This window comes from uncultured Finegoldia sp., assembly GCF_947252345.1.
Lineage (GTDB): Bacteria > Bacillota > Clostridia > Tissierellales > Peptoniphilaceae > Finegoldia.
The window spans coordinates 1-25,162 of record NZ_CAMXVC010000002.1 but is presented as its reverse complement, the minus strand read 5'-3'; the positions used below and the strand labels follow the sequence as shown (position 1 = coordinate 25,162).

General features: G+C 33.7%; 21 protein-coding genes. 5 read left to right on the top strand and 16 right to left on the bottom strand.

Annotation, left to right across the window (positions count from 1 at the left end):
- Position 1: 1 nt before the first annotated feature.
- From Q0X02_RS00765 to Q0X02_RS00690, 16 genes are all read right to left on the bottom strand, one after another.
- On the bottom strand, positions 2-646 hold the full coding sequence (locus tag Q0X02_RS00765; RefSeq protein WP_297810088.1) for an HAD-IA family hydrolase: 645 nt from the start codon (positions 644-646) through the stop codon (positions 2-4).
- A 206-nt stretch (positions 647-852) separates the two neighbouring features.
- On the bottom strand, positions 853-1,953 hold the full coding sequence (locus Q0X02_RS00760; protein ID WP_297810085.1) for an ABC transporter ATP-binding protein: 1,101 nt from the start codon (positions 1,951-1,953) through the stop codon (positions 853-855).
- Between the two features lie 9 nt (positions 1,954-1,962).
- Positions 1,963-3,195 (bottom strand): ABC transporter ATP-binding protein, encoded by a 1,233-nt coding sequence (locus Q0X02_RS00755; protein WP_297810083.1) that lies wholly within the window; start codon positions 3,193-3,195, stop codon positions 1,963-1,965.
- Positions 3,196-3,205: 10 nt separating this feature from the next.
- Positions 3,206-4,123: an ABC transporter permease gene (locus Q0X02_RS00750; RefSeq protein ID WP_297810080.1), complete on the bottom strand. Its 918-nt coding sequence runs from the start codon at positions 4,121-4,123 to the stop codon at positions 3,206-3,208.
- A 9-nt stretch (positions 4,124-4,132) separates the two neighbouring features.
- Entirely contained in the window at positions 4,133-5,059 is a 927-nt protein-coding gene (locus tag Q0X02_RS00745) for an ABC transporter permease (protein ID WP_297810077.1), read from the bottom strand.
- Between the two features lie 70 nt (positions 5,060-5,129).
- The gene (locus Q0X02_RS00740) at positions 5,130-6,782 is read right to left on the bottom strand and encodes a peptide ABC transporter substrate-binding protein (protein ID WP_297810075.1); all 1,653 of its coding nucleotides are present in this window, start codon (positions 6,780-6,782) and stop codon (positions 5,130-5,132) included.
- A gap of 557 nt (positions 6,783-7,339) precedes the next feature.
- Complete coding sequence (locus tag Q0X02_RS00735) at positions 7,340-8,356, bottom strand: low specificity L-threonine aldolase (RefSeq protein WP_297810073.1); 1,017 nt, start codon at positions 8,354-8,356, stop codon at positions 7,340-7,342.
- Positions 8,357-8,447: 91 nt separating this feature from the next.
- Positions 8,448-10,220 (bottom strand): DUF4153 domain-containing protein, encoded by a 1,773-nt coding sequence (locus Q0X02_RS00730; protein WP_297810071.1) that lies wholly within the window; start codon positions 10,218-10,220, stop codon positions 8,448-8,450.
- A 108-nt stretch (positions 10,221-10,328) separates the two neighbouring features.
- Positions 10,329-10,796: a methylated-DNA--[protein]-cysteine S-methyltransferase gene (locus Q0X02_RS00725; RefSeq protein WP_297810068.1), complete on the bottom strand. Its 468-nt coding sequence runs from the start codon at positions 10,794-10,796 to the stop codon at positions 10,329-10,331.
- Between the two features lie 34 nt (positions 10,797-10,830).
- Positions 10,831-11,529: a hypothetical protein gene (locus tag Q0X02_RS00720; RefSeq protein ID WP_297810067.1), complete on the bottom strand. Its 699-nt coding sequence runs from the start codon at positions 11,527-11,529 to the stop codon at positions 10,831-10,833.
- Positions 11,495-12,382: an ABC transporter gene (locus Q0X02_RS00715; protein WP_297810064.1), complete on the bottom strand. Its 888-nt coding sequence runs from the start codon at positions 12,380-12,382 to the stop codon at positions 11,495-11,497. The genes Q0X02_RS00720 and Q0X02_RS00715 overlap by 35 nt, the downstream gene beginning before the upstream one ends.
- A 314-nt stretch (positions 12,383-12,696) precedes the next feature.
- Complete coding sequence (locus tag Q0X02_RS00710; RefSeq protein WP_297810061.1) at positions 12,697-13,425, bottom strand: hypothetical protein; 729 nt, start codon at positions 13,423-13,425, stop codon at positions 12,697-12,699.
- A 62-nt stretch (positions 13,426-13,487) separates the two neighbouring features.
- Entirely contained in the window at positions 13,488-14,579 is a 1,092-nt protein-coding gene (locus tag Q0X02_RS00705) for a YibE/F family protein (protein WP_297810058.1), read from the bottom strand.
- Positions 14,580-14,745: 166 nt separating this feature from the next.
- Positions 14,746-16,485, bottom strand: coding sequence for an NADH-dependent [FeFe] hydrogenase, group A6 (locus Q0X02_RS00700; protein ID WP_297810055.1), 1,740 nt, complete (start codon positions 16,483-16,485; stop codon positions 14,746-14,748).
- A gap of 9 nt (positions 16,486-16,494) precedes the next feature.
- On the bottom strand, positions 16,495-18,075 hold the full coding sequence (locus Q0X02_RS00695; RefSeq protein WP_297810052.1) for an NADH-ubiquinone oxidoreductase-F iron-sulfur binding region domain-containing protein: 1,581 nt from the start codon (positions 18,073-18,075) through the stop codon (positions 16,495-16,497).
- Entirely contained in the window at positions 18,075-18,542 is a 468-nt protein-coding gene (locus tag Q0X02_RS00690) for an NAD(P)H-dependent oxidoreductase subunit E (protein WP_297810050.1), read from the bottom strand. The genes Q0X02_RS00695 and Q0X02_RS00690 overlap by 1 nt, the downstream gene beginning before the upstream one ends.
- A 203-nt stretch (positions 18,543-18,745) precedes the next feature.
- Between Q0X02_RS00690 and hydE the strand changes: the two genes are divergently transcribed.
- From hydE to Q0X02_RS00665, 5 genes are all read left to right on the top strand, one after another.
- The gene (gene hydE / locus Q0X02_RS00685; RefSeq protein ID WP_297810047.1) at positions 18,746-19,777 is read left to right on the top strand and encodes a [FeFe] hydrogenase H-cluster radical SAM maturase HydE; all 1,032 of its coding nucleotides are present in this window, start codon (positions 18,746-18,748) and stop codon (positions 19,775-19,777) included.
- 1 nt (position 19,778) lies between these two features.
- Positions 19,779-21,185 carry a [FeFe] hydrogenase H-cluster radical SAM maturase HydG gene (hydG, locus tag Q0X02_RS00680; RefSeq protein WP_297810044.1) on the top strand — a complete coding sequence of 469 codons (1,407 nt, stop codon included), beginning with the start codon at positions 19,779-19,781 and terminating at the stop codon, positions 21,183-21,185.
- Entirely contained in the window at positions 21,160-22,311 is a 1,152-nt protein-coding gene (gene hydF, locus Q0X02_RS00675) for a [FeFe] hydrogenase H-cluster maturation GTPase HydF (RefSeq protein ID WP_297810041.1), read from the top strand. The genes hydG and hydF overlap by 26 nt, the downstream gene beginning before the upstream one ends.
- A 118-nt stretch (positions 22,312-22,429) precedes the next feature.
- Positions 22,430-23,872, top strand: a complete 1,443-nt coding sequence (locus Q0X02_RS00670) for a threonine synthase (RefSeq protein ID WP_297810038.1) — start codon at positions 22,430-22,432, stop codon at positions 23,870-23,872.
- An 83-nt stretch (positions 23,873-23,955) separates the two neighbouring features.
- Positions 23,956-25,107 (top strand): iron-containing alcohol dehydrogenase, encoded by a 1,152-nt coding sequence (locus Q0X02_RS00665; protein WP_297810034.1) that lies wholly within the window; start codon positions 23,956-23,958, stop codon positions 25,105-25,107.
- The last annotated feature ends 55 nt before the right edge of the window (positions 25,108-25,162 follow it).

Here is a 25,162-nt window from a genome sequence, read left to right as displayed (position 1 = left end):
ATCACCTATTACTTAGACTTTTTACATAATCATAAATATCAGAAGGTTTCTTCGCAATAAAAACGGCCTTTTCAAATTCAGACTCACTTCCGAAACCATACAAAGCTCCAACGGCATCAATATTATTTAAAACAGCTCCTAAAATATCGTGCTTTCTATCTCCAATCATCAACGACTCCTCAGGCTTAATCCCAGTGTTTTCAATCAAATAAGCTATTACATCCGGCTTTTCAACCCTCGATTGATCCATCGTAGCTCCGGCAACAAAAGTAAAATACTTTATCAAACCGCAATCCGTAAGAATTTTTTTTGCAGAAGACTCGACCTTACTCGTCGCCAAGAAAATCTTATATCCAGCGCCGTACAATTTTTTAATCACATCTTCGATTCCATCGTACAGCTTCATTTCTTTCATACCCTTTTCAAAATAATAATCTCTAAAATCTTTTATTCTATTTTTGGACTCATCCTCACTAAATCCCATCGCCATATAGCTATCTTTAAGTGGTGGTCCAATAAAACTTACGAGTTTTTTCTCGTCGTATTCAAAATCTATTTTATCCAAACTATACTTGACAGCATTCACAATCCCTTCGTATGAATCTGTGATGGTTCCGTCAAGATCGAAAATAATATTTTTAATCATACTTCTCCTCTCATTTTTAATTATATCATAGAGAAATAATTAAAATTACTCAATTTTTTCAAACGCTACAATAAATATTCTATCATATATTAAACTCATAATTTAAATTTTTCTCTAAAATTTCGCAGAAAAAAACCCCGTATCAAACGGGGTCGAACTCTAAATTTGAATCGGAGATGCAAATTGAATTTTTATTCTAATCAAAACTAAACTGTAGCTTCAACATTTTCAACGATTTCTGATTCTGTATTATTTTTTAGTTTTGCGTCGTGCTCACGCATAGCTTTTAATCCTTCATCTAAACCGTTGTCGAATAAGTGGCAAGCTACAAAGTGCTTATCAGAAATTTCTTGCAAAATCGGTCTGTCTTTTTTGCAAATTTCCATCGCATAATTACATCTAGTGCAGAATTTACATCCTTGAGGTGCATTGATAGGAGAAGGAATTTCTCCCTGTAATTTTACACGACCTTCGCTAGAAACATCTGGATCTGGAATAGGAATTGCAGATATCAATGCTTTTGTGTACGGATGAAGTGGTTGGTGATATATTTTTGTATTAGATGATACCTCGACCATACTTCCCAAATACATTACTCCAATTCTATCTGAAATGTGTTTTACCATCGACAAATCGTGTGATATAAAAAGATAAGTTAATTTCTTTTCTCTCTGCAATTCTATGAGAAGATTGACAACTTGAGCTTGAATACTAACATCGAGTGCAGAAATCGGTTCATCGCAGACAATAAATTCAGGTTCAACAGCCAGTGCTCTTGCAATACCAATTCTTTGTCTTTGACCACCTGATAATTCATGTGGAAATCTCGCACCGTGTTCAGCGTTAAGTCCAACGGTTTTTAACAAATCCGTAATCCTATTTTGAATATCTTTTTCATTCATTTCTGGAAAATGCACTCTAATTCCCTCACCAATGATATCGCCAATTGTCATTTTTGAATCCAAGGATGAATAAGGGTCTTGAAAAATCATTTGAGCTTTTTTCTTAAATTCGTGTTTTTCTTTGTTGTTTAACGTTGAAGTGTTTTTCCCTTCGTAAATAATTTCACCATTTGTAGGTTCATATAAATTAATAACAGTTCTACCACAAGTTGTCTTACCACAACCAGATTCACCTACAAGTCCGAAAGTTTCCCCTTTGTAAATTTTTAAATTTACATTTTCAACTGCTTTTAATGTCTTGTTCTTACCAACTCTAAAAAACTTATCCAAGTTTTTTAATTCAACAAGCACATCGTTATTTGAATAATCTATAGTTTTATCTTTAGTTATTTTAGCTTCTGACATAATTCACTCCTAATATGGTCTTTCAACTTTTGGTGCTTGTTCATGAGTCAACCAACATCTACATACATGATGCTCTGAATATTTTGTTTGTGGCGGCTTTTGTTCTTTGCAAATTTGCATTGCATAATCGCATCTCGCTGCGAATGGACATCCTGGTATTTCCATCAACAAATCCGGTGGAGTTCCTCCAAGCGAGTACAATTCATTGTCTTTTGATGAATCGAGTCTTGGAACGCTCATCAACAAAGCCCAAGTGTATGGGTGATGTGCATCCTTAAATATTTCTTGGACTGTACCAGTTTCCATAATTTCTCCAGCATACATAACTTGGATTCTGTCTGCAAAATCAGCTACAACTCCCAAATCGTGAGTTACTAATACAATAGAAGTATTTTTAGTATCTCGCAATTCCCTCATCAAATCCAAAATTTGTGCTTGGATAGTTACATCAAGTGCAGTAGTCGGTTCGTCAGCCAAAATGACATTAGGATTACATGCCAACGCGATTGCTATCATAACCCTTTGCCTCATACCACCAGATAATTCGTGTGGATATTGATTAACACGTTCTTCAGCGTTCGGAATGTTTACAGTTTTTAACAACTTTATAGCTTCTTTATTGGCTTCATCTTTTGACAAATCTGTGTGTAGCAAAAGTGATTCTGTAATCTGTTTTCCAATTTTCATCGTTGGATTAAGAGAAGTCATCGGGTCTTGGAATATCATAGACACATCTGAACCTTTGTATTGTCTCAATCTTTTTTTGTCCATTTTAAGGACTTCCTCATTCATATATCTAATCGAAGAAGGTTCTTTTATTACAGCAGATTTAGGCAATATCTGAAGAATCGACTTGCTAACTACCGTTTTACCGCATCCAGATTCACCAACCAATGCAAGAGCTTCCCCGTCATAAATATCGAATGTAACGCCTCTTACAGCTTTTACTTCTCCGGCATAAGTATTGAATGAAACATTAAGATTGTCAACTTCTATAACTTTTGGTCTATTAGTGTAATCTTTCGCCACCCTTGAAGTTCTTCTAATCTCCTCGGATAACTCTTGCTTTGCACTCAATTTTTCATCGTTCACTTTATTTTCTTCATTTTCTTCTGAAGCAAACACAGCTGTAGTTTCTGATTCTTCATTTTCATTGACAATAGTTTCTTCAACCAAGATTGTTTCTGACAACTCTTGTTCTCTTTTCAATCTATCTGTATCTTTGTATTTATTCTTGCTCATATTATTCCTCCTACTGTCTAAGGTTAGGGTCAAGAGCGTCTCTCAAACCATCACCTAATAATGTAAATGAAAGCATCGTCAAGCCTATCATCAAGGCTGGGAAAAACAATTGATAAGGATAAAATTGGAATACTTGTTGTGCTTGTGAACACATTAAGCCCCATGAAGTTTCCGGTGGTTGTACACCAAGTCCCAAATAGCTCAAAAAAGCTTCCCCAAAAATATATCCTGGAATATCAAATGAAATTGAAACAAGTATTACGTTCAATGTGTTTGGAATAAGATGCTTAATGATGATATCTTTGTTACTAACTCCTAGTACACGTGCTGCCATTATATAATCTTGTTCCTTTAACGAAAGAATTTGTCCCCTTACAAGTCTCGCTAGACCACACCATCCAGTTATAGTCATAGCCAAGATGAGTGTTCCTACTCCATTAGAATTTAATGCTAATCTCAAAATAATAACTAATAAAAGATAAGGAATAGAAATCAATATTTCGACAATTCTCATCATTATTGTGTCTACTTTTCCTCCGAAATATGCCGAAGCAGCTCCGTAAACAGCTCCGATAACAGTGCCGATTATAGCTCCTGCTAAACCGATAATTATGGAAATTCTTCCGCCTCTCCATACTCTTGTGAAAACATCTCTTCCCAACTCATCAGTACCAAACCAGAATTTACCGTTAGGATTTATGTTGGTATCTCCAACCAATTGTTCGTGAGAATATCCAGTTATAAAAGGACCAATTATAACCATAGTTACTAAAATTATTAATATAATGAATGCAACTAAAGCTGCCTTGTTTTCTTTAAATCTTCTCCATGCATCTGACCAGTATGTAACTACAGGTCTTGCTATGAACTCAGATGTTCTATCGTCATCTGAAAGTCTCTTAAATTTGCTTTGATCTATTTTTTCCATACTAATCCCCTAATCTATAATTTTAATTCTTGGGTCTGCTACACCGTATAAAATATCTACAACTAATTGAGAAATCAAAAATAAAATTGCATAGAAAATTGTTGTGCCAATAATCATAGGATAATCTCTAGCTGTTATAGAATTTACGAAATAGCTTCCCAAACCTGGAATTGAATACATACTTTCAATTATGAAAGAACCAGTAAATATTCCAACAATTTGTGGTGCTATTATTGTAATTATAGGAAGTATTGCATTTCTGAATACGTGTTTTCTAATTATATTAAAACCTGATACCCCTTTTGCTTTTGCGGTAAGTATGTAATCTTCATTTAAAACTTCCAAAACATTACTTCTCATGTATCTAGCATAAGTTGCTATTGAGCCAAAACATAAAGCAATTGATGGCAGTATAGTATATTTTATTTCCTCACCGTAACCAGATGTTGGAAACCAATTTAATTTTACTGCGAAAGCGTATTGTAAAAGTGCCCCCAAAATAAACACCGGAATAGTGACGCCTAGAATTGCCAATACACTGATAAGATAATCTGGAATTTTACCTCTATTTAATGCAGCAAGAATACCAAATATAATTCCTATCGAAATTCCTATTACCATCGCTTGACCACCAATTCTTCCAGATACCGGTGCTGTTTGAGCAATCGTGGCGCTTACTTCTCTACCTGGGTATTTGTATGATGCTCCTAAATCTCCATGTAAAGCATTTTTCAAAAATATTTTGTATTGTGTCGAAACAGGCTTATCTAAGCCGTACTTTGCCTTGTAGTTTTTGATTGTTTGCTCTGGTAGAGTTTTTCCCATCGCAGACAATGGGTCCCCTTGAATATTGTGCATCAAGAAGAATGTTGCCGTCGTTATTATGAACAATGTTAGCAACATATACAAGATTCTCTTTATAAGATATTTTAACATTAGTCCTCCTATATAATCAGTAGGCTGTTACAATCAAATTGTAACAGCCTGCCATTTGCTACTAGTTATTTTATTTTTTTTCTAAATAAGTGTCTTTATATCCTGCTGTTGAGAATTGATTAATGTTAACGTGTTTAACATAATCTTGATAGTACATATTTGTAGTACCAGAGATGATTGGAATTATAACTGTTTCGTCAGCTAAAATTTGTTCAGCTTTCTTGTATAATTCAACTTGTTTGTTTTCGTCTTTTTCTTTGGCAGCATCTCTTATCAATTTGTCATATTCAGCACTCTTCCATCCAGTTCCTACAGCGTTAGAACTTGAAGTGAATAGAGACATCATAGCTGATGGATGGTTGTAGTCAGCAGTCCAAGCCAAGTAACCCATTTGATAGTTACCTTTCTTAATCTTACCATCAAGAATAGCCCAGTCCATCATTTCCAATTTAACTTTTACGCCAAGTTTGCTTTGGAAATTTTGTTGTAAATATTCCCCAAATTTCTTTAATTTTGGTGTGTTAGTCATAATCAAGCTTACTTCTAATTTAGTAGGATCTGGGTCCATTCCCAATTCTTTTAGACCTTCAGCTAATAAAGCTTTTGGGTCTCCTACTTTGCTAGCCATATCTTTAACAGGATTTCCTGCCAATTCTCTGTATTTCAATTCGTCGATTGTTACAGCTTTTGGAACCCAGAAATAAGCTGGTGCAGATTTTCCTTTAAGAACTGTTTTGTTGAAGCCTTCTCTGTCTAATGCAACGTTGAATGCTTGTCTAACTTTTTTGTTCTTGAATAATTTATCTTTGTGGTTAACTGCCAAGTAATCTACAGATGGAAGGTCAACTTTTTGAGTCTTAGTTCCTTCTCTCTTGTCAAACTTAGAAGTCCATTCTGGTTCGTTAGTAAATACGCTCATAATTTCTCCAGATTGGAAAGCGTTCATCATTGTATTTGTATCTGTTATTACTCTTATATTGACTTTTTCTAATTTAACTTTGTCTTTGTTCCAGTACTCATTGTTCTTTTCGAGAACTAATTTAGAATTGTGAGTCCATTCAGTTAATTTGTAAGGTCCGCAACCAACGATAGTGTTTGCTTCAGAGCCGAATTGTTCTTTGTTCTTTTCAACAATATCTTTTCTTTGTGGGAAGCAAACTCTGAAAGGAACGATATTGATAAAGTATTGAGCTGGAGAAGATAATTTGATTTCCAACGTCTTATCATCGATAGCTTTTACTCCCAATTTATCCAATGGTAATTTTCCTTTGTTAACTTCATCGAAGTTTTCAATATCTGCTAACAAGAATGATGAACCTGAACCAGTCTTAGGGTCAACAGTTCTTTTAATACCATATTCAAAATCTTTTGCAGTCAATGGTTTCCCATCTTCCCATTTTAATCCGTCACGCAAAGTGAATGTGTAAGTCTTAGCATCTTCTGAAATTTTCCATTCCTTAGCTGCTGCTGCTTCTGGTTTTAATGTCAAATCATCGTTTTGAACCAATCTAATAAGTGGTTCGTAAACGTTGTTAACGATTGTGTTACCATAAACATCACTACCTTTTTGGGCATCTATTGATTCTGGGTCAGAAGCTACAAAAGTATTGTAAACTGCGTTGTCACCCTTAGAGCCTCCTTTTGAGCTACTGTTTCCACAAGCTGTACCAGCAATCATAAGGCCGGCTAACATCAATGCAACAAACCTTTTCTTGTTTCTCATTTACAATTCCTCCTTAGTTTTTAATGATATGAGAAAATCCGAATCAACCGCTAAAGCTAGTCATTTTTTTAATTTGTGAATAGCTTTCCCGTTTTTCGTAATCTAATTATAACACGAATTTATCAAAATTATAACGTGACATACGTTTTTTTAAAATATTTTAACATTAAATCGTTAGACAATTATCTTTGTCCATTTTTGAATTAAATATTTCGTTTTATTTTTCTTTAACAAACTCTCAGAATTTTTGTAATAATCGCTATTAGAACTGTTAATTGTTTTTGCCTTCGTTTTTATTTGATATTGATTATCAAATCGTTTTCAAGTTAAATATTTTAACATTTTTTTATTATTTTACTATATTTTTTTCTTAAATTTTTTATTTGTTGATTTTTGTTCATCAATTAAATTAGATAATTTAGGAATTTATTGTGTAAAAGTATTTGGTTTTTTTTGCTGTTTTTATGTAACTCATTTGTAATATTTTTTTATTTTATTTTTTTTAACAAAAAAACTGACTTTACAATCAATTATTTTTGATTTAAAGTCAGTTAATTTTACAAATCGCTGATGAGTTCGTCAACCATATAATCCTGTGTCGACCAAGAAGTGCAAATTCTCACATTGATGTATTGTTCTGTTTTGTAGTTTTCGCAGAATTTATATTTTTGTGTCAATCTATTATATCTTTCGTAGTCCATATTTACAAAAATTGTATTCGTGGTAGATTTGGTTGCCAATTCATAATTTTTTTCTTTTAATCTGTCTCTTATTCTATCTGCTTGTTCGTCAGCTTTTTCTGCTAATTTAAAGATTAAGTCGTCTGTAAATAATTCTCTAAATTGTATTCCCATAAATCTTGATTTCGCAAACAACATTCCTGAGCCTTTTATGTAGTTTTTAAAATGTGTTTTTAGTTCGTCGTTGTTGAGTATCAACGCTTCACCAAACATCGCTCCACATTTTGTTCCACCGATGTATGTGCAATCAACGATATCACAAATTTCTTTTAATGTTAAATCGTTGTTTTTTGCTGCTAATGCGTAAGGTAGTCTTGCTCCGTCCATAAATAAATACAATTTATGTTTGTCACAAACTTTTTTTATTTTGAGTAATCTTTCTTTTGTGTAAATTGTTCCCGATTCCGACGCGTTGGTGATGTAAACCATTTTGGGAATAGGTTTGTGAAAATTAGCTGAATCATTCGTTCTATAGTCGACAAATTTATCTATGACTTCTGGTATCAACAATCCATCTTCATCTTCGATTATTTCAATTTTGTGGCCAGCATCTTCTATCGCTCCAGTCTCCAACTGATTGATATGAGCGTTTTCACAGGCTATAATGCTTTCGTAAGGTCTGAGCGATGTTTTGATGATTAGTTTGTTGCAGGCGGTGGAGCCATGAAGAAAATAAACGTCTTGGTCAGAGATTTTTTTTCTGATATGTTCTATCGCTTCTTTTGTGTAATCGTCATTCAAATACCCTTGTTGTTGTACCATATTGGTCTCTTGAAGTGCTTTCAAAATGTTTGGATGAACGCCTTCGAGATAATCACAGTTAAAATCAATCATAATTTTCCCCTCAATTTATTGCAATATTTAATTTGTTAAATTCCAGATTTATTATAACACTTCGTGTTTTTTTGTAAAGAAGATTTGCATATTATTCTGTATACATACATTTGATTGAAAAATTTATTTTTTGTCCGTGCTCATAAAATGATGTTGCATGGTTTAATATAATTTTGTATTTTCTTTTTTCGATGACTCCTGTTTTTTCTATCAGCAAATTAGTGTCCAAATCGCTGTATTGCACGTGTAAGTCAGGTCCCTTTTTATCCCACAATTCTTCTAATTTGTTTTTAAATTCTTCTGCATTAAATTTTCCTATTTTTTTGTTTTTGTATTGTATGACAATATCGTTGCTTTTTTGTGAAAACGTAATGTTTTCATTTGAAGTGTCTGAAATTTCTTTGGAGTTTGCGTCGTATTCTATGTTGATATCTGCAATTATTTTGTCATATCCTTTTACAAAGATTTCTGTCGAGTCATTGGTATATGACCTATTTTCTCCGTAAAGTGATTCAAATTCGTCTCCTCTAAAACCAAAAACTTGAGTCATTGATTCAGGACATACTGAAAACTTGTCGCTTATGTAAGGAAGTTCTTTCAATCGATGTTTTTGTTCAAAATAAATCAATTTATCTCTTATTTCTTTTATTCTAGCGGGGTTAACATCTGTTTGTGCCACTATTTTGTTGTCGACTAGCAGATTTTCTTCGATTAATATGTTGTCAAGTATTCTTTTTTGGTCGATTCTGCTTACGTTATATGCTGATAATGGACCCACTGAGGAGATAATTGTCAGTATTATGAATACCACAGGGATTGTCATATATGTTTTCTTGTCGAACAACAAATAATATATCATCGATATGACGATAAAAATTCCAGCAATTATTACAAAATATCTGTCTTCTGTTATGCCATAATATGAGATTCTTATTCCTATGGAGTAGAACATCATAACTGAAAGTATCAACAATATTGCAGGTTGAATTTTTCTGTACACTCGAATAAATTTATCGTCGTTTATTTTCGTGACAAAAACAAGCCCTACCGACAATAGTCCATACCACAATATCAAGTTTGTTATTATGTTTTTGGGAATTGTTTTGAACACAACGACTTTTATTATGTAGCAGATTAGAATAAATCCATACACCAAAAATAGAGGGCTTATTATTCTCGTGAATAAAAGTTTAAATGGATATAGCCATTTGATTTTCAGGTTTTCTTCTACATATTTTAGTGGGAATTTCGCCAAAATTATCGTGGAATTTAACATCAAAAATATTATTATTGCAAATGACAATGTAGTATTTTGTATTTGAAAATCAACTTTGAACAATTCTTTTACTGTGAATAATATCGCTGCGATTCCTACAAAAATTGACACACAGTAAATCATTGACTCGATTATTGCCAGTACTATTCTGAGCAAATAGTGAACGTAGTCTTTTTGTTTGTTGAAATGACCTGCTACAAACATCGCCACGAACAAACTCAAAAATATTCCCGTTTGTGTTATCTGATTTCTCAGTATATATGATTTGTCAACGTTGATTACTTCAAAAAAGCACACTGCCCCCATAAATATAGCCACTATTGTGTATATAAGAATTTTTTTACTTGTGTGGATTTCGATTTTCCTGTCTGTGAGGATTAGCTTTACAATCATAAAACTCATGGCGAAGAAAATCGCCGATATGAATAAATTTACGATTAAATAGTTGTTGAGTGTTCCTATTTCGATATTCCACACTCCCATAATAGCTAATACTGTTGCGATTAAATTCGACGACAATACCAATGGATATTCTTGGATAGTAGATTTTAGTGTTTTTATTTTTGACTTTAAAATATTGATTTTCATTATTTCCTCCCGCTCTTGATTTCATTATATCATCAAGTATTGTTGCTTTTTCACATTAAAGTCAAGTTTAGAAATATCGTAACTTTTTTGTGGATTTTTCTACGATTTTTATAATACTTTTTGTTCTAATTCCAGCAAGAATTTTTTCTTATCCATTCCATATTTGTATCCTGTGAGTTTGTTTCCTTTGCCGACAACTCTGTGACAAGGTATGAATATTGCTATTGTGTTTTTCCCAATGGCTTTTCCTACGGCTCTTGGCGATGTTTTTTTGTGATAAATTTGCTCGTACTGATTTTTTACGTCGCTGTATGTTAAAGTGTTTGCGTATTTTATTTTGTGTACGATTTTCAGGATTTTGTTCTGATAATCTGTAAAGGCAAATTTTACTTTTTCAAATTCACCGACGTTTTTGCCTTCAAAGTAATCGTTCAAATATTCAACTGCTTGATTTAAAACAAAATCTGTATCATTTTCATCGATCGAGTCCATCTGGACAAATTCACATTTTGTTATTAATTCTCCATCACTTTCGAGGAGAATATTTCCTATTTTAGATTTATAAATTTTCTTCATATTAAAAAAAGCCCGGATTTCTCCGAGCATTTCCCTATTTTACATCTAAGCCTTTGATGAAGTTTGTAAAAATCAGTGTCAATATCACTGCCACTCCACCAATGGCAAAATAAATATAGCTATTTAATCCTGTAATCAATTTGAATGCCATTATCAAATACTCCGATAAGAACACATTGACTGCTACTACAATCGCTGTGAAAAGCACGAAAATTTTGACTGCGCCAAATTTGTAAGCCAAGAAAATTAAGCAGTTGAATGCCAAGCTGCAAACTGTCGCAAAAATGAATACTACTGGAAAATACTGCAAAATCGAGCCTTTCTTGTAAATTCCAATCCTGTCATAGTAGATTTCTATTTGTTTTGAATGTAAATATCCTCCGATATATCTTGTTAGGTAAACAACGCCTATCATTATTGCAAATACAAATATTATGTTGAAAATTCTCTCGAAAATCATAGCTTTTTCAATCTGTCTTCTGTGATAAGATGATTCAATATTCATTCCAAAATCTTGGAAATAATCTTTAGATGCTACCAATAAATAAAAGAAAGTATTCATCAAAAACATCGGTATCAAATACGCGAATAGCGGAAGTTTCCCCAAATCAAATTTCCATATTTTTAAATAAGATAATCCACCAATAGCTGCCAAGATTACTGCTGAAATAAAGAGAGTAACAAAGGCGTACAAAAAACTAGTCGATAACTTCTGTCTTAAAAGTCTTATCATAATTTCCCTCCTCAATCATTGTAATCAATTCGTCCAATGGCAATTGCTTGATGACACATCCGTTATTTTCTAGTAAAATACGTTCATCTTCGTTGATTGCATCGAACATTTTTATCTCATCTTCTAGTCCATCAGAGTTTTTAGTCAAAATCCTCTTGTAATTCATCGCTGATATTATTTCTTTTGGTCCTCTAACTACATTTGCCTTGGAAATAATATTGTGTTTTGTGTCGATAAACTTGATTCTTCCATTTTGCATAATAACCAAATGGTCGAAGAATACCTCCTCACAAATTTCTGAATTAATTAATACAGTGTTTTTGACAAGTTCTTGACGTTTTTTCAAAATATCAATAAATTCTAGTGACAACCTCTTATCTGCTATGTCAAAATTATTCAACAGAATCAACTTCTTGTTTGAAGCCAACGCCGCAGTCATCAAGACAATGTTGCAGTAATCTTCCTTCAAATCCTCCAGTTTACAGTACTCGTCGATTGCAAACCCCTTTAATACAGAATTTACGAATTGCTCGTCAAAATACGGACTCAATTTCTTTTTCAATTTTAAGTATTTTTTAACCTTCATCGAGCTATTGTAATCCTGCACGAAAGTTGAATACGCAATATCTCTTGTCAACTTCACATCTTCTAATACATTTTCCTTTTCTTCCAATCCATACAAAAACTCTCCCTTGTATTTCGTCTTGAAAGAAGACAAAATGTCAAACAATTCAGAAATGTTTTTGTCGTGTCCTGTGAACAAATAAATATAACCTTCTTCTATTTCCAAATTACAGTAAAGGTCAATTTTTTTGAATCTTCTCTTTTTGTTTATGCTGTCTATCGTGTACATAAAATCTCCTATCAAATCTCAAATGAGCCTGTATTTTTAAATTCATAAAAAGTGTCACGCAATTTCTAAGCGCTGTTCAAGCCCATAATACAATCTCGAAAAAAATATCTATAATATATTTTACCCAAAAGCAACATCAATTACGCCAAAATCACGATTGATTTTTACCGAACAAAGTTTATAAAAATAAATCGTTATCTTTTAAAATTTTGAAACTAAAATTATTTAATTATTGCTTACAATAATTTTATCAGAATACAGCAAAAAAACCAACAAAAAAAGCTCTGATATTGTCAGAGCAATTTTGAAATTTATTATTCTGTAAAAGATTTTACAAAAAATTTCGAGTCTTTGTATTCGAGTGTAAGAGTTGAAGAATGTTGTTTTAATATCAAATTATTTCCTTTGATTTCACCTTCTTTAGGTACAAAAGTTCCCACACACACATCGCTTACAAACATATAAAAGGCATTGTAATCTTTCAAATACATACATCTGTCTTTGGTTTCTACATCATCGGATACAATATTTGCGTATTTTTTTAATGTATTATCGACAAGATTTTTGTCAATCTCAACAAGAGGCATATTGTTACTAAGTGATTCATATTCAGAAAAATTATCAAGTTTTTTCAATTTTCCCATTTTTTCTTTAAACTCATCACTGTTCTGTTCGATTGTTCTTCCAGGAAAATAGTTGATGAAGCTTTCAAAATCCATTTTTTTCACATCAGAATAACTTCCAGCTCTGAAAAAATTAGAAGTTATGTTTTTTATGTCATCGAACTGTGAGCCGGGTAGATTTTCTGTCAACGCTTTTTTTATCTGCTTAATTTCATCGTCTGTTAATTTCCTGTCTTTACCAGGCTTTATATCTTTGAATGCTTCTTCAAAGTAATCGCCTACCAATTTTTGCTGTTGTTCTGAAAGTTTTGTCTCGTTTTGCGAAGATTTGTCCTCGTTTTTTTGTTCACACGATGCAAGTACACAAACAAACAACGCTAAAACCATTGCCATTATAAATATCTTAGATAATCTTCTCATAATACACCTCCTATTTTGTTAATTTAATTATACCCAATATATATATATATCAGTTTCTGCGTTTAAAATTCACTTTTATTAACAAAAAAGTTTTCTTCACTGTAAATTACCGATGCGAAAAACGATGTAACGGGAACCATAATAATCACCACACTAGCTCCAATTATTGACTTCGTAAGCTCTACAGCAAAAAAATCCGAACTCACAACCCTATTAAATGTGTTGGTTCCGTGTAAAATAAAAATCATTATTCCTACAAGAGAAGACCCGATAAATGCAAACACCAGAGTATTCACCATCGTTCCTATGATATCTTTTCCAATGTTCATCCCGCTTTTGAACAACTCTCGCTGTGAAATGTTTATATTTTTAGATTTTATCTCCTTCAACGAAGACGCAATCGAGACACTTATATCCATGGAAGCTCCGAGAGATGCTATCGCAACAGTAGAAAACAACAAGTTTTGTATTTTTAATTTCCACACCTTCCCGATGACTAGAATTAATTCCTCAATATTGTCCATATTGTATCCCGAAATATTTAGACCCTTACTCATAAGTTTTACCAACAAACTCACAAAAACAAAAGAAATAACAACGGACAGCATATTTATAAGGCTCATCTTTGAATATCCGTACAAAATCAACGTCGAATAAATTGTGCACAAAATCACCGTCACTATTGTAATCAACACATTGTTGTATCCGTTCATTAAAAGTGCAACATCAAAAAACAAAATTATGTAAATACTTATGACAAGCGCCAACATACTTTTGATTCCCTTCAATCCAGCTACAATGGCTATCAAAACAAAAAATAAAACAATCCACAAAACAGTTTCGACACTTCTGTCGTAATTGTACATTCTGTAGAATATTTCCGAATTGTGATGGACATTTCTGCTTTTCGCCAAAATCACGTTGTCATTTTTCTTCACTAAAATACTATGAGACGCTTCCAATTTATTTTCCACATCGACAACTTCTCCTGTGGATTTTAATTTTGCTTTGATGGTTTGTATCCCCACGGGTTTAGAATTATAGGGATAATCCAACGTCTCTTCCACAACCTCGATTACACGAGCCTTCACATAATCGAGTTCAATTCCATCATAGCTAACCAAGTGAGTGTTACTTCCCCATTTAATATTCACAAAAAATATCAATATCAAAATGAAAGCGAGTAATATATTACAAATTTTTTTCAATTAATCACCAACTCCAATTATATATAATACTATAATTTGAATTGATTTGATAATTTTTTGCAACAAAAAAGCTCCTTGGTTAATCCCAAAGAACTTTTTTTATTTTATGGAGTTAATATTTTTCTCTTGAAGAATATTCTGTGTGAAGAAGATGATGTGCTTTTTCTGAACCTGGAGCGTCCAAATATTCACTGTATATCTTCTTTATTGAATTATTTTCATAAGACCTTCTGATTGGTTTGTCTCTATCTTCAGTGTGAATTGCCCTCATTCTCTTTTGCAAAATAGAAACGTCACCTCTAAGGAATGGTTGACCAGCTCCACCGATACATCCACCAGGACAAGCCATAATTTCAATAATTTCATAGTGAGCTTTGCCATCTCTTATATTTTCCAAAAGTCTTCTCGCATTTGCAAGTCCACTCGCAACTGCAACTTTAACTTCTTTTCCTAAAATTTCTATGCTAGACTCTTTGATGCCTTTCATTTCTTTTAATTCTTTGAACTCCAATTGTTCAAGGTCATCACCAGTCAACATATTGTAAGCAGTTCTAACAGCAGCTTCTAATACCCCGCCACTTGAACCGAAAATAACACCAGCTCCTGATGATTCGCCCAATGGGTCATCAAATTCAGAATCTTCAAGATTTGGGAAATCAAGCGAGTATTCTTTAATCATATGAGCTAATTCTCTCGTACTGATTACATAATCTACATCTGAAATTTCTTCTGTCAAGCCAAGTTCAGGTCTTGCTGATTCGTATTTCTTGGCAACGCAAGGCATTACAGAAACAACGACGATATTTTTAGGGTCTACGCCGATTTTTTCTGCAAAATAAGTCTTAGCAACTGAACCAAACATCTCGTGTGGAGATTTACATGAAGATGGAATATTCAACATATCTGGGAAATTATGCTCGATAAATTTAACCCAGCTTGGACAACAGCTAGTCAATATTGGCAAGTTTTCTTGCTTTTTAAATCTGTCTACAAATTCATAAGCTTCTTCCATTGTAGTCAAATCGGCTGCGAAATCTGTATCGAAAACATAATCAAATCCGATTTTTTTCAAAGCTGTTACCATTTTACCAGTAACGATGCTTCCAGTTTCCATTCCAAATTCTTCACCCAATGCAACTCTGACAGCTGGAGCAGTTTGAACAAGAACAACTTTTTCGTCATCGTTCAATGCCTTGTAAACTTTTCTTACGCTGTTAACTTCTGTCAAAGCCCCTGTTGGACAAACAGACAAACATTGACCACAGAACACGCAGTTTGTGTCAATCATAGGCTCGTGATATTGAGTTCCTACAACAGTTTCAAATCCTCTTCCAATTGATGTCAAAGTGCCAACTGATTGGACATTTGTACACATTGTTTCGCATCTTTTACACAAAACGCATTTATTAGGGTCACGAATTATTGAAAAAGAACTTAAGTCTGGCTCAAATTTTATTCTCTCGCCTTTGTATCTAATATCTTTTATGTTCGCTAATATCGCCAAATCTTGCAATTCACAATTACCATTTCTCTCGCAAATCAAACAATCTGTTGGGTGATTTGAAAGTAGAAGCTCAATATTTGTTCTTCTCGCTCTGATAACTTTTGGCGTATCAGTTCTTATTTCCATTTTATCTTTTACTAAAGTGTTACATGCTGGAACTAATTTGTGATTGTGAGCAAGTTCCACCATACAAACTCTACAATTTGCTTCTGCATTTACAAAACCCAAAGAGTGCATATCTAAATGACATAAAGTGGGAATGTGTAAATTTATTTTTTTACAAGCTTGAAGTATAGTGCTTCCTTCTTTTACTTCAACATCTATATCATTGATTTTAATATTTAACATATTCCCCTCCTAAATTTTGACGATGGCATGAACAGGACATGCAACACGACAATTGTCACATTTTATACAAACATTTGTATCGATATTGTGCATTTCTCTCTTTTCACCGCTGATAGCATTGACTGGACATTTTTTCTTACAAATTCCACAACCAACACATTTTTCAGTGATGTTGTATTTCAACAAATCTTTACAAACAGATGCGCGACATTTTTTGTCTATGATGTGTTCCTTGTATTCATCCAAGAAATATTTCATCGAACTAATAACAGGAGTGGTAGCAGTTTTTCCCAAACCGCAAAGACTTGAATCCGTAATTACAGCACACAAATCATCAAGTAAATCCAAATCCTCTAATTCACCTTGGCCAGATGTAATTCTTTCGAGGATTTCCAATACTCTTTTATTCCCAACTCTGCAAGGTGTACATTTTCCGCAAGATTCGTCAACAGTAAACTTCATAAAGAATTTTGCGATGTCAACCATACAGTCACTTTCATCCATAACAACCATTCCACCAGAACCCATAATAGAGCCAATTCTTTCAAGCGAAATAAAATCCACCTTTGTATCGAAAAGATATTCAGGGATACATCCACCTGAAGGTCCACCAGTTTGAACGGCCTTTACTTTTTTGTCATCAGGGATTCCTCCACCGATATCAAAAACTATTTCATTGATTGTTACACCCATTGGAACTTCTACAAGTCCTGCATTTTTTACTTTACCAACTAACGCAAAAACTTTTGTTCCTGGAGAATCTTCTGTACCAATTGATTTGAACCAATCAGCACCATTCATTATTATGCTTGCAATATTTGCGAATGTCTCAACGTTGTTAAGCACAGTTGGTTTTCTGAACAAACCTTTTTCAGTTGTTCTGAAAACTTTCGCTTGAGGCATTCCTCTCTTGCCTTCAATTGATTGAATTAACGCTGTACCTTCACCGCATACAAATGCTCCGGCACCTAATCTGATTTTTAAATCAAAACTAAAATCAGAACCTAATATGTTATCCCCTAAAAGATTGTATTTTTTTGCATCTTCAATCGCTTTTGATAGAGCAGCAACAGCTTTTGGATACTCTGCTCTTATGTATACATACCCCTTACTTGCACCAATAGCTTTTGCACAAATCGCCATAGCTTCTATTACACTGTGAGGATCGCCTTCCAAAATAGATCTGTCCATGTAAGCACCAGGGTCTCCTTCGTCAGCATTACAAATTACATATTTTTGGTCAGCTTTAACACGAAAAGCACCTTCCCATTTTCTTCCAGTTGGAAAACCTGCTCCGCCTCTTCCTCTCAAATTAGAATCTTTGACTATGTTAATGATTTCTTGATTTTCTAATTCAAAAATAGATTTTTCCAAGGCTTTGTATCCGCCCATTACAACATACTCTTCGATGCTCTCTGGGTCGATAATTCCGTAATTTTTCAAAGCAATTCTAGTTTGCTTTTCGTAAAATTCACCCTTTAACTTGATTTTACCATCTTCAACGATAAAATTTTCATCGTTATTAATTCTCTCGAAAAATTTTGATGAATTATCTTGAATAATTTTTTCGATTATATTTGATTTTACCATTATGACTCCTTAACATTTGACAAAATTTCAGACACATCTTCCAATTTAACGTGTCTGTAGACAGTATCGTTCACTGTTACAATCGGCGCAGCCGCACAGTCCCCAACACATCTTGTTTCAACTAAAGAAAATAATAAATCATCAGTGGTGTCGCCTACTTCTATTCCCAATCTCTTGGAAAATTCATCCAACAAGTTTTCAGCACCTTTTACATAGCACGCAGTTCCCATACACACAGAAATAGCGTATTTTCCTTTTGGCTTCAAAGTAAACCTCGCGTAAAAAGTGATTACACCGTAAATGCTTGCAGGCGTAATATCAAATTCATCCGAAATTTTTCCCACAACTTCTCGTGGAATGTAACCGTATTTATCTTGAACTTTATGCAAAACTTCAATCAAATCGGTTTTGTCTTTCCCCTTTAGAAAACAACTTATATCAAATTTGTTTTCGCAACAATTACACATAGTGCCCCCTTTAAAATAATATACTACGACTTTATCTTAGCAAAGTATGAAATTGTTGTCAAATGTTTTTAGTTATATTAACGCATATATTAAAGCAACAATTTTTTTTGTTAAAATTTGACATTTTAAAATATTAATAATATTATAATATTGAAAAATTTTTCAAAATATTTTATCTTTTAAAATTGGAGAATTACTGGGGTTTGGAGTTATTAAAAAAATTACAACGCAACGAAAATTTAAAAATTGAAGAATTTGAGTATCTTATTGTAAATAGGAATTGCTTTTTTGATGAGTTTGCAAAAGCTGCTTTGGAAATAAGAAAACAGTATTACAGAAAAGATGTTTTTTTTAGAGCGCTGATTGAAATCAGTTCTTTCTGCAAAAATGACTGTTTTTATTGCGGCCTTCGTTATTCAAATAAAAGAGCACGTCGCTACAGGCTTACACATAATGAAATTATGAACTCTGTTAGCCATTCTTACAAAAGAGGCTTTCGCACTTTTGTTTTACAGGGCGGCGAAGATATTGAAATAACAGATGAATTTTTAGTTGGTTTAATTGAAGATATCAAGTTACATTATCCTGATTGCGCAGTGACTCTTTCTTTGGGAGAAAGAGATTTTTCGTCATACGAAAAACTCAAAAAAGCTGGTGCAAACAGATATTTGCTTCGTCACGAAACAAATGATGAAAATCATTATTCAAAGCTTCATCCAAAATCAATGAGTTTGTCTCATCGTAAAGATTGCCTAAAGTTTTTGAAGAGTCTTCATTTTCAAACTGGCTGCGGTATGATGGTGGGTTCTCCTTTTCAAACGACTTTTACTTTGGCTGAAGATTTGTTTTTTATTCAAGAGCTTCAACCAGAAATGGTTGGCATAGGTCCTTTCATTCCCGCTAGTAATACGCCATTTGAAAAATACGAACACGGAGATTTGGATTTGACTTATTTTCTGTTGGCTATGATTAGATTAATCGACCACAAGGCTTTGATTCCCATCACGACAGCATTGTCTACTTTGGACAAGGATTCCATTAAAAAAGGATTGTATGTCGGTGGAAATGTTTTGATGCCAAATGTGTCTCCTGTTGAGAACAGGAAAAAATACTCTATCTACAACAACAAAAAAGATTTTGAAATTCAAATATCCGGTAATTTTGAACATTTAAAGGAAAAAATTGAAAATCTTGGGTTTAACCCAAATATGAGTATAGGGAATTATGGTGATTAAAATGTATGACAAAAGAAGTGACAAAGCAGTAGAATTTGTTTCACACGAAGAAATTTTAACCTGCTTGGAAAAATCAAGACAATCTCATCCGATAGATTTCTATATGGATATTGTCGAAAAAGCAAAGGATGAAAAGGGATTATCTCACGAAGAAGTAGCTTATCTTATCAATTGCAAATACGATGAGGTGTGGGATGAGATTTACAAATTAGCCAACAAAATCAAAAATGATTACTATGGAAATAGAATTGTTCTTTTCGCCCCATTATATTTGTCAAACTACTGTATAAATGGATGTACATACTGTCCTTATCACGCTAAGAACAAGACTATTCCTAGAAAAAAATTGTCACAAGAAGAAATCAAAAATGAAACAATCGCTCTTATGGATATGGGTCACAAAAGACTTGCACTTGAAATGGGAGAAGACGACAGAATCAATACTATGGAATATTTGTTGGACAGCATCAAAACAATTTATTCCATCAAACACAAAAACGGCTCGATTAGACGTGTCAATGTTAATATTGCAGCGACTACAGTTGAAAATTATAGGAAACTAAAGGATGCAGGAATAGGAACTTACATACTTTTCCAAGAAACATACAACAAAGAAAACTACGAACTTCTTCATCCAACAGGTCCTAAACACAACTACGATTATCACACTGAAGCAATGGATCGTGCTATGGAAGGTGGAATTGACGATGTCGGAGTTGGAGTGTTGTTTGGTTTGGATACTTACGATTACGAGCTTGTAGGTCTTATGATGCACAAGGAACATTTGGAATCGAAGTTTGGAGTTGGTCCTCACACAATCAGTGTTCCTAGAATTTGTCCAGCCGATGATATCGACACAAAAGATTTCAAAAACGCACTTTCAGATGATATTTTCATCAAAATAGTTTCGCTGTTGAGAATTTCTGTTCCTTACACTGGTATTATCGTTTCTACAAGGGAATCTCAAAGAAGTAGAGAAAAAGCGTTGAAAGTTGGTGTAAGCCAAATTTCTGGAGGTTCACGTACATCCGTTGGTGGATACTGTGTCCAAGAAGACGAAACATCTCAGTTTGATACATCTGACAAGAGAAGCTTGGATGAGGTTGTAAATTGGCTTTTGGATATGGGACATATCCCTAGCTTCTGCACGGCTTGTTACAGAGAAGGTAGAACTGGAGATAGATTTATGTCGTTGTGCAAATCAAAGCAAATTCTAAATGTTTGTAGCCCTAACGCCCTACTTACATTGAAAGAATACTTGGTAGATTATGCGTCAGATGACACTAAAACAAAAGGCGATGAAGTTATAAAAAAAGAATTAGAAAATATTCCAAAAGAAAAAGTTCGCGCAAAAACAAATGAATATTTACAGGAAATACAAAATGGCAACAGAGATTTCAGATTCTAATGCTCACAAATCTATGAAAAATAGAATCGTCATCGTCGGCGACACAAATGTCGGCAAGTCGACTCTTATCAACAAAATCTGTATGCAGAATGTTTCGATAACATCTAATATCAAGGGAACAACAACAGATAGCGTCAAAAAAACAATAGAGATAGACGGCGTTGGAGCTTGTATAATAGTAGACACAGCGGGGCTGGACGATGATACTTTTCTAGGATATGACAGGAAATCAAAAACGCTAAATGAAATCAACTCCGCTGATTTGATAATTTATGTTACAGATAAGCCCGACAAATCTAATCCTGAATTTAAATTCAATAAAAACGTCAAGGTAATAAAAGTATTCAATGACAAATCATCCACAAAAACAAATTCAGATGATTCAAAAATTTTGACAGTTAACGCATTGACTGGTGAAAACGTAGACTTGCTTTTGAAAAAAATTTCGGAAAATCTAGTTCCAAAATCATCGTCAATAACGGACGGTTTGGTGAAAACCCACGACAAGGTTCTGCTTGTTATGCCGCAAGACAAAAGCAGTCCGACTGGAAGATTAATCCTACCCCAATCCCAAATGATGAAAGAGCTGTTGGACAAGGAATGTTTGGTTTTGAGCACGGGACTTGAAACATTGGAACAATCACTACAAATGATGAAAAATCCCGACCTCGTGATTACAGATTCAAAAGTCTTCAAAGAAGTCGACAAAGTGTTGGACAAAAAAATAAAGCTGACATCTTTTTCGATTCTCTTTGCAAAAAACAAAGGCGACCTCGATTACTACATCAAATCTGCGAATTTACTGGATAATTTGAAGGACAATACGAGGATTTTAATCACAGAAGCTTGTACCCATTCTCCAAAAGAAGAAGACATAGGGCGAGTTAAAATCCCATCTCTACTACGCAAAATCAATCCTAACGTTGTGATAGATTTCGCACGAGGAGAAGATTTCTTCAAAGTTGTAATAAATTACGATTTGATAATTCACTGTGGCGGATGTATGCAAAACAAAATGTATATGCAAAGCAAAACTGATTTTGCAAAAGAGCACAACATTCCTATGACAAATTACGGAATATTTCTAGCGAAAGTCAATAAAATTTTAGACAGAGTAACGTATTAAAAGCGAGATGAATTTCATCTCGTTTTTTTTATGAATTTTTTACTCAAAATTTTCAAAATTCAAAATATTAACTTAAATCTCATAAAATGATATAATTAAAATTATATTAGGAGGAAATATGAAATTTATTAGCACCAGAGATAATTCAATAACCATCAATTCTCAGGAAGTAATCTTCAATTGTATAAATGATGATATTTACGTTCCGGTCAACTTGGATAATTTGTATGACATTGATGTTCTTAGAGATATGACATACAACGAGCTGGCGATATATATTTTAAAGCATTTTTTGACTGATATCGATGAAGATTCCATCGTAAGCATTGTGAACAACGCTTACGACGGTGATGAGCCTAATGTTTTTTTGAGAAAAACTTCCGATAGATGTTACGTTGAATTATTCAACAACAAAAGTCTGTCCTACAGAGATTTGTCATTGAGTATTATCTCTAAATTTATAGATATTAATTTGAGCAACAATGAAAACGTTAAGAACTTGTACTTATTCACAGCTTCTACGGATATTTCCGTATCTATGATTGAAAATTTCAAGACGATGAATACCAGAGTTTTTGTTTTCTATCCAAAAAACATCTCTGACATTGAAAAATGTAAGTTATTGTCCACTCTTTCAGATAATGTCTGTGCAATTGGTGTGGACGGGGATTTTTATCAATGCAAAAAGTTAGTGGATTGTCTCATAAATGATTCTGATATCAAAAATTTGATTGCACAAAAAGATTCCGTTATTTCAACTTGTAACTCTCTGAATATAATAAGAGTTCTCACTCAGGTTATCTATTATTTTTACAGTTATGTTACTATGGTAAAATACGGAGAAGTCGAAGCTGGAAAAAGAATCAACGTGAGCATTCCAACAGAAAATTTCGGCAACATAATGGCGTGTTTCTATGCAAAAAGAATGGGACTTCCCATTAATAAAATAATTTGTGCGACGAAAAGTCCACTGTCATTCAAGAAATTCTTGGAAACCGGTGAATTTGTCTACGACGAGGTTTTCGGAAAAGATTCTACATCATTTGAAAGATTAGTCACAGCTAACATCGAGAGATTGTTGCACCATTTGTTAAACAACCAAGTAAGAGTTAGACAAATCTACACAAATTTCAGAAAAACAAACAAGTTTGTCCTGAATCCAGATGAGCTTTCAAAATTGGGTTGCATCGAAACTTACAGTATGACTAACGATGAAATAAGCCAGAAAATTCTGCGTCTATTTCTGGAATGTCAATACCCATTGTCACCACAAACGGCTATGGCATCTCTCGCCTACGACAAATACGTCATCGATTCTTACGATTACACGCCTTCAATGATAATGGCTACAACTTCTCCCTATTCTTCAACGGAAAATGTGTTGAAATCATTTGGCTGCAATGAAAATCTGGACATAAAAATGGCATTGGAAAAATTAAACTCGTTTATCAAATCTCCAATTCCCGACAATTTGCAAAACATCAAGGAAGTTGATACGACGATTTTTGATTCGTCAGAAATAAAGGATATAGTTTACAAAAAAATACAAGAAATGAATTAAGTGGCGTTTTTTACGCTGCTTTTGTTTTAAACGAACAGATAACGGATATATATCTAAATAAGTACAAAAAACAAGGGGGCAATATGAATAATTTCACATTTTACAATCCAGTAAGAGTACATTTCGGAAAAGGTGAGGTAGCAAAATTATCCGAGGAATTAAAAGAGCACAATAGAATTTTGCTAACTTATGGTGGAGGAAGCATCAAGAAAAACGGAGTTTACGATGATGTTGTGAAAAATTTGAAGGGCAAAGAAGTCTTCGATCTTTCTGGAATAACTCCAAATCCAAGAACCGACAAAGTATATGAAGGAATCAAAATCTGCAAAGAAAACGACATTGACTTTATATTGGCTGTCGGTGGCGGCTCTACATTGGACTGCTCGAAGGCAATCGCTATGGGTGCAAAAACAGATGAAGATTTCTGGGATTATTTTTTCGAAGAAAAGAACAAGCCAACTGAAGCTATCAAATTGGGAACGGTGATTACAATGGCTGGAACTGGTAGCGAAATGGACGGCAGTTGTGTGATTTCAAATATGGAACAAAAGAAAAAATACGGCTACGGACACAGATTATTGTATCCAGTATTTTCAATAATCGATCCAACATACACATATTCACTTCCAAAATATCAATTAATCAGTGGAACTTGCGATATGTTTAGCCACATAATGGAAGAATATTTTTCAGAACCCGATTATGAAAACACAACTGATAGTATTTCGGAAAGTTTGATGAAGACTGTAATCGACAGTATCAGAGTGGCTCTCAAAGCTCCTCAAGATTACCAAGCTAGGAGCAACTTAATGTGGGCAAGTACCCTCGCAATCAATGGGCTAACTGCAAATGGCAAAAGCTCCGATTGGTTGAGCCACAAATTAGAGCACACATTGTCTGCTTATTTTGACGTGACGCACGGAATGGGACTTGCAGTGGTTCATCCAAACTATTTGAAATTTGTCTACAAAAATCATTTGAAAAAATTCAGAAGCTTTGCAATCAACGTGTGGAATATTAATCCAGATGGGAAAACAGATGAAGAATTAGCGCTAGCATCAATCGTCGCATTGCAAAATTTCTTCAAAGAAATCGGAGCTCCTACTACCCTTCGTGAGCTTGACATTCCAAAAGACAAAATAAAAGAAATGGCTGAAAACACTATCGCTTACAAGACTAGCTACTCAGATTTGTCTACATCTGACATCGAAACAATTTACAATAACGCCTATTAAAATCATAACCACCAGCTTAGCTGGTGGTTTGCTCTGCCCCTATAAGGGGCTGTTG

Excerpts from the sequence above, each read along its gene's own strand:
- Q0X02_RS00725 (WP_297810068.1), bottom strand. The coding sequence starts at position 10,796 with ATGAAGAAAATTTATAAATCTAAAATAGGAAATATTCTCCTCGAAAGT.
- Q0X02_RS00710 (WP_297810061.1), bottom strand. The coding sequence starts at position 13,425 with ATGAGAAGATTATCTAAGATATTTATAATGGCAATGGTTTTAGCGTTG.
- Q0X02_RS00720 (WP_297810067.1), bottom strand. The coding sequence starts at position 11,529 with ATGATAAGACTTTTAAGACAGAAGTTATCGACTAGTTTTTTGTACGCC.
- Q0X02_RS00730 (WP_297810071.1), bottom strand. The coding sequence starts at position 10,220 with ATGAAAATCAATATTTTAAAGTCAAAAATAAAAACACTAAAATCTACT.
- hydF (WP_297810041.1), top strand. The coding sequence starts at position 21,160 with ATGGCAACAGAGATTTCAGATTCTAATGCTCACAAATCTATGAAAAAT.
- Q0X02_RS00695 (WP_297810052.1), bottom strand. The coding sequence starts at position 18,075 with ATGGTAAAATCAAATATAATCGAAAAAATTATTCAAGATAATTCATCA.
- Q0X02_RS00715 (WP_297810064.1), bottom strand. The coding sequence starts at position 12,382 with ATGTACACGATAGACAGCATAAACAAAAAGAGAAGATTCAAAAAAATT.
- Q0X02_RS00665 (WP_297810034.1), top strand. The coding sequence starts at position 23,956 with ATGAATAATTTCACATTTTACAATCCAGTAAGAGTACATTTCGGAAAA.
- hydG (WP_297810044.1), top strand. The coding sequence starts at position 19,779 with ATGTATGACAAAAGAAGTGACAAAGCAGTAGAATTTGTTTCACACGAA.
- Q0X02_RS00740 (WP_297810075.1), bottom strand. The coding sequence starts at position 6,782 with ATGAGAAACAAGAAAAGGTTTGTTGCATTGATGTTAGCCGGCCTTATG.
- Q0X02_RS00750 (WP_297810080.1), bottom strand. The coding sequence starts at position 4,123 with ATGGAAAAAATAGATCAAAGCAAATTTAAGAGACTTTCAGATGACGAT.
- Q0X02_RS00745 (WP_297810077.1), bottom strand. The coding sequence starts at position 5,059 with ATGTTAAAATATCTTATAAAGAGAATCTTGTATATGTTGCTAACATTG.
- Q0X02_RS00760 (WP_297810085.1), bottom strand. The coding sequence starts at position 1,953 with ATGTCAGAAGCTAAAATAACTAAAGATAAAACTATAGATTATTCAAAT.
- Q0X02_RS00765 (WP_297810088.1), bottom strand. The coding sequence starts at position 646 with ATGATTAAAAATATTATTTTCGATCTTGACGGAACCATCACAGATTCA.
- Q0X02_RS00700 (WP_297810055.1), bottom strand. The coding sequence starts at position 16,485 with ATGTTAAATATTAAAATCAATGATATAGATGTTGAAGTAAAAGAAGGA.
- Q0X02_RS00755 (WP_297810083.1), bottom strand. The coding sequence starts at position 3,195 with ATGAGCAAGAATAAATACAAAGATACAGATAGATTGAAAAGAGAACAA.
- Q0X02_RS00735 (WP_297810073.1), bottom strand. The coding sequence starts at position 8,356 with ATGATTGATTTTAACTGTGATTATCTCGAAGGCGTTCATCCAAACATT.
- Q0X02_RS00670 (WP_297810038.1), top strand. The coding sequence starts at position 22,430 with ATGAAATTTATTAGCACCAGAGATAATTCAATAACCATCAATTCTCAG.
- Q0X02_RS00690 (WP_297810050.1), bottom strand. The coding sequence starts at position 18,542 with ATGTGTAATTGTTGCGAAAACAAATTTGATATAAGTTGTTTTCTAAAG.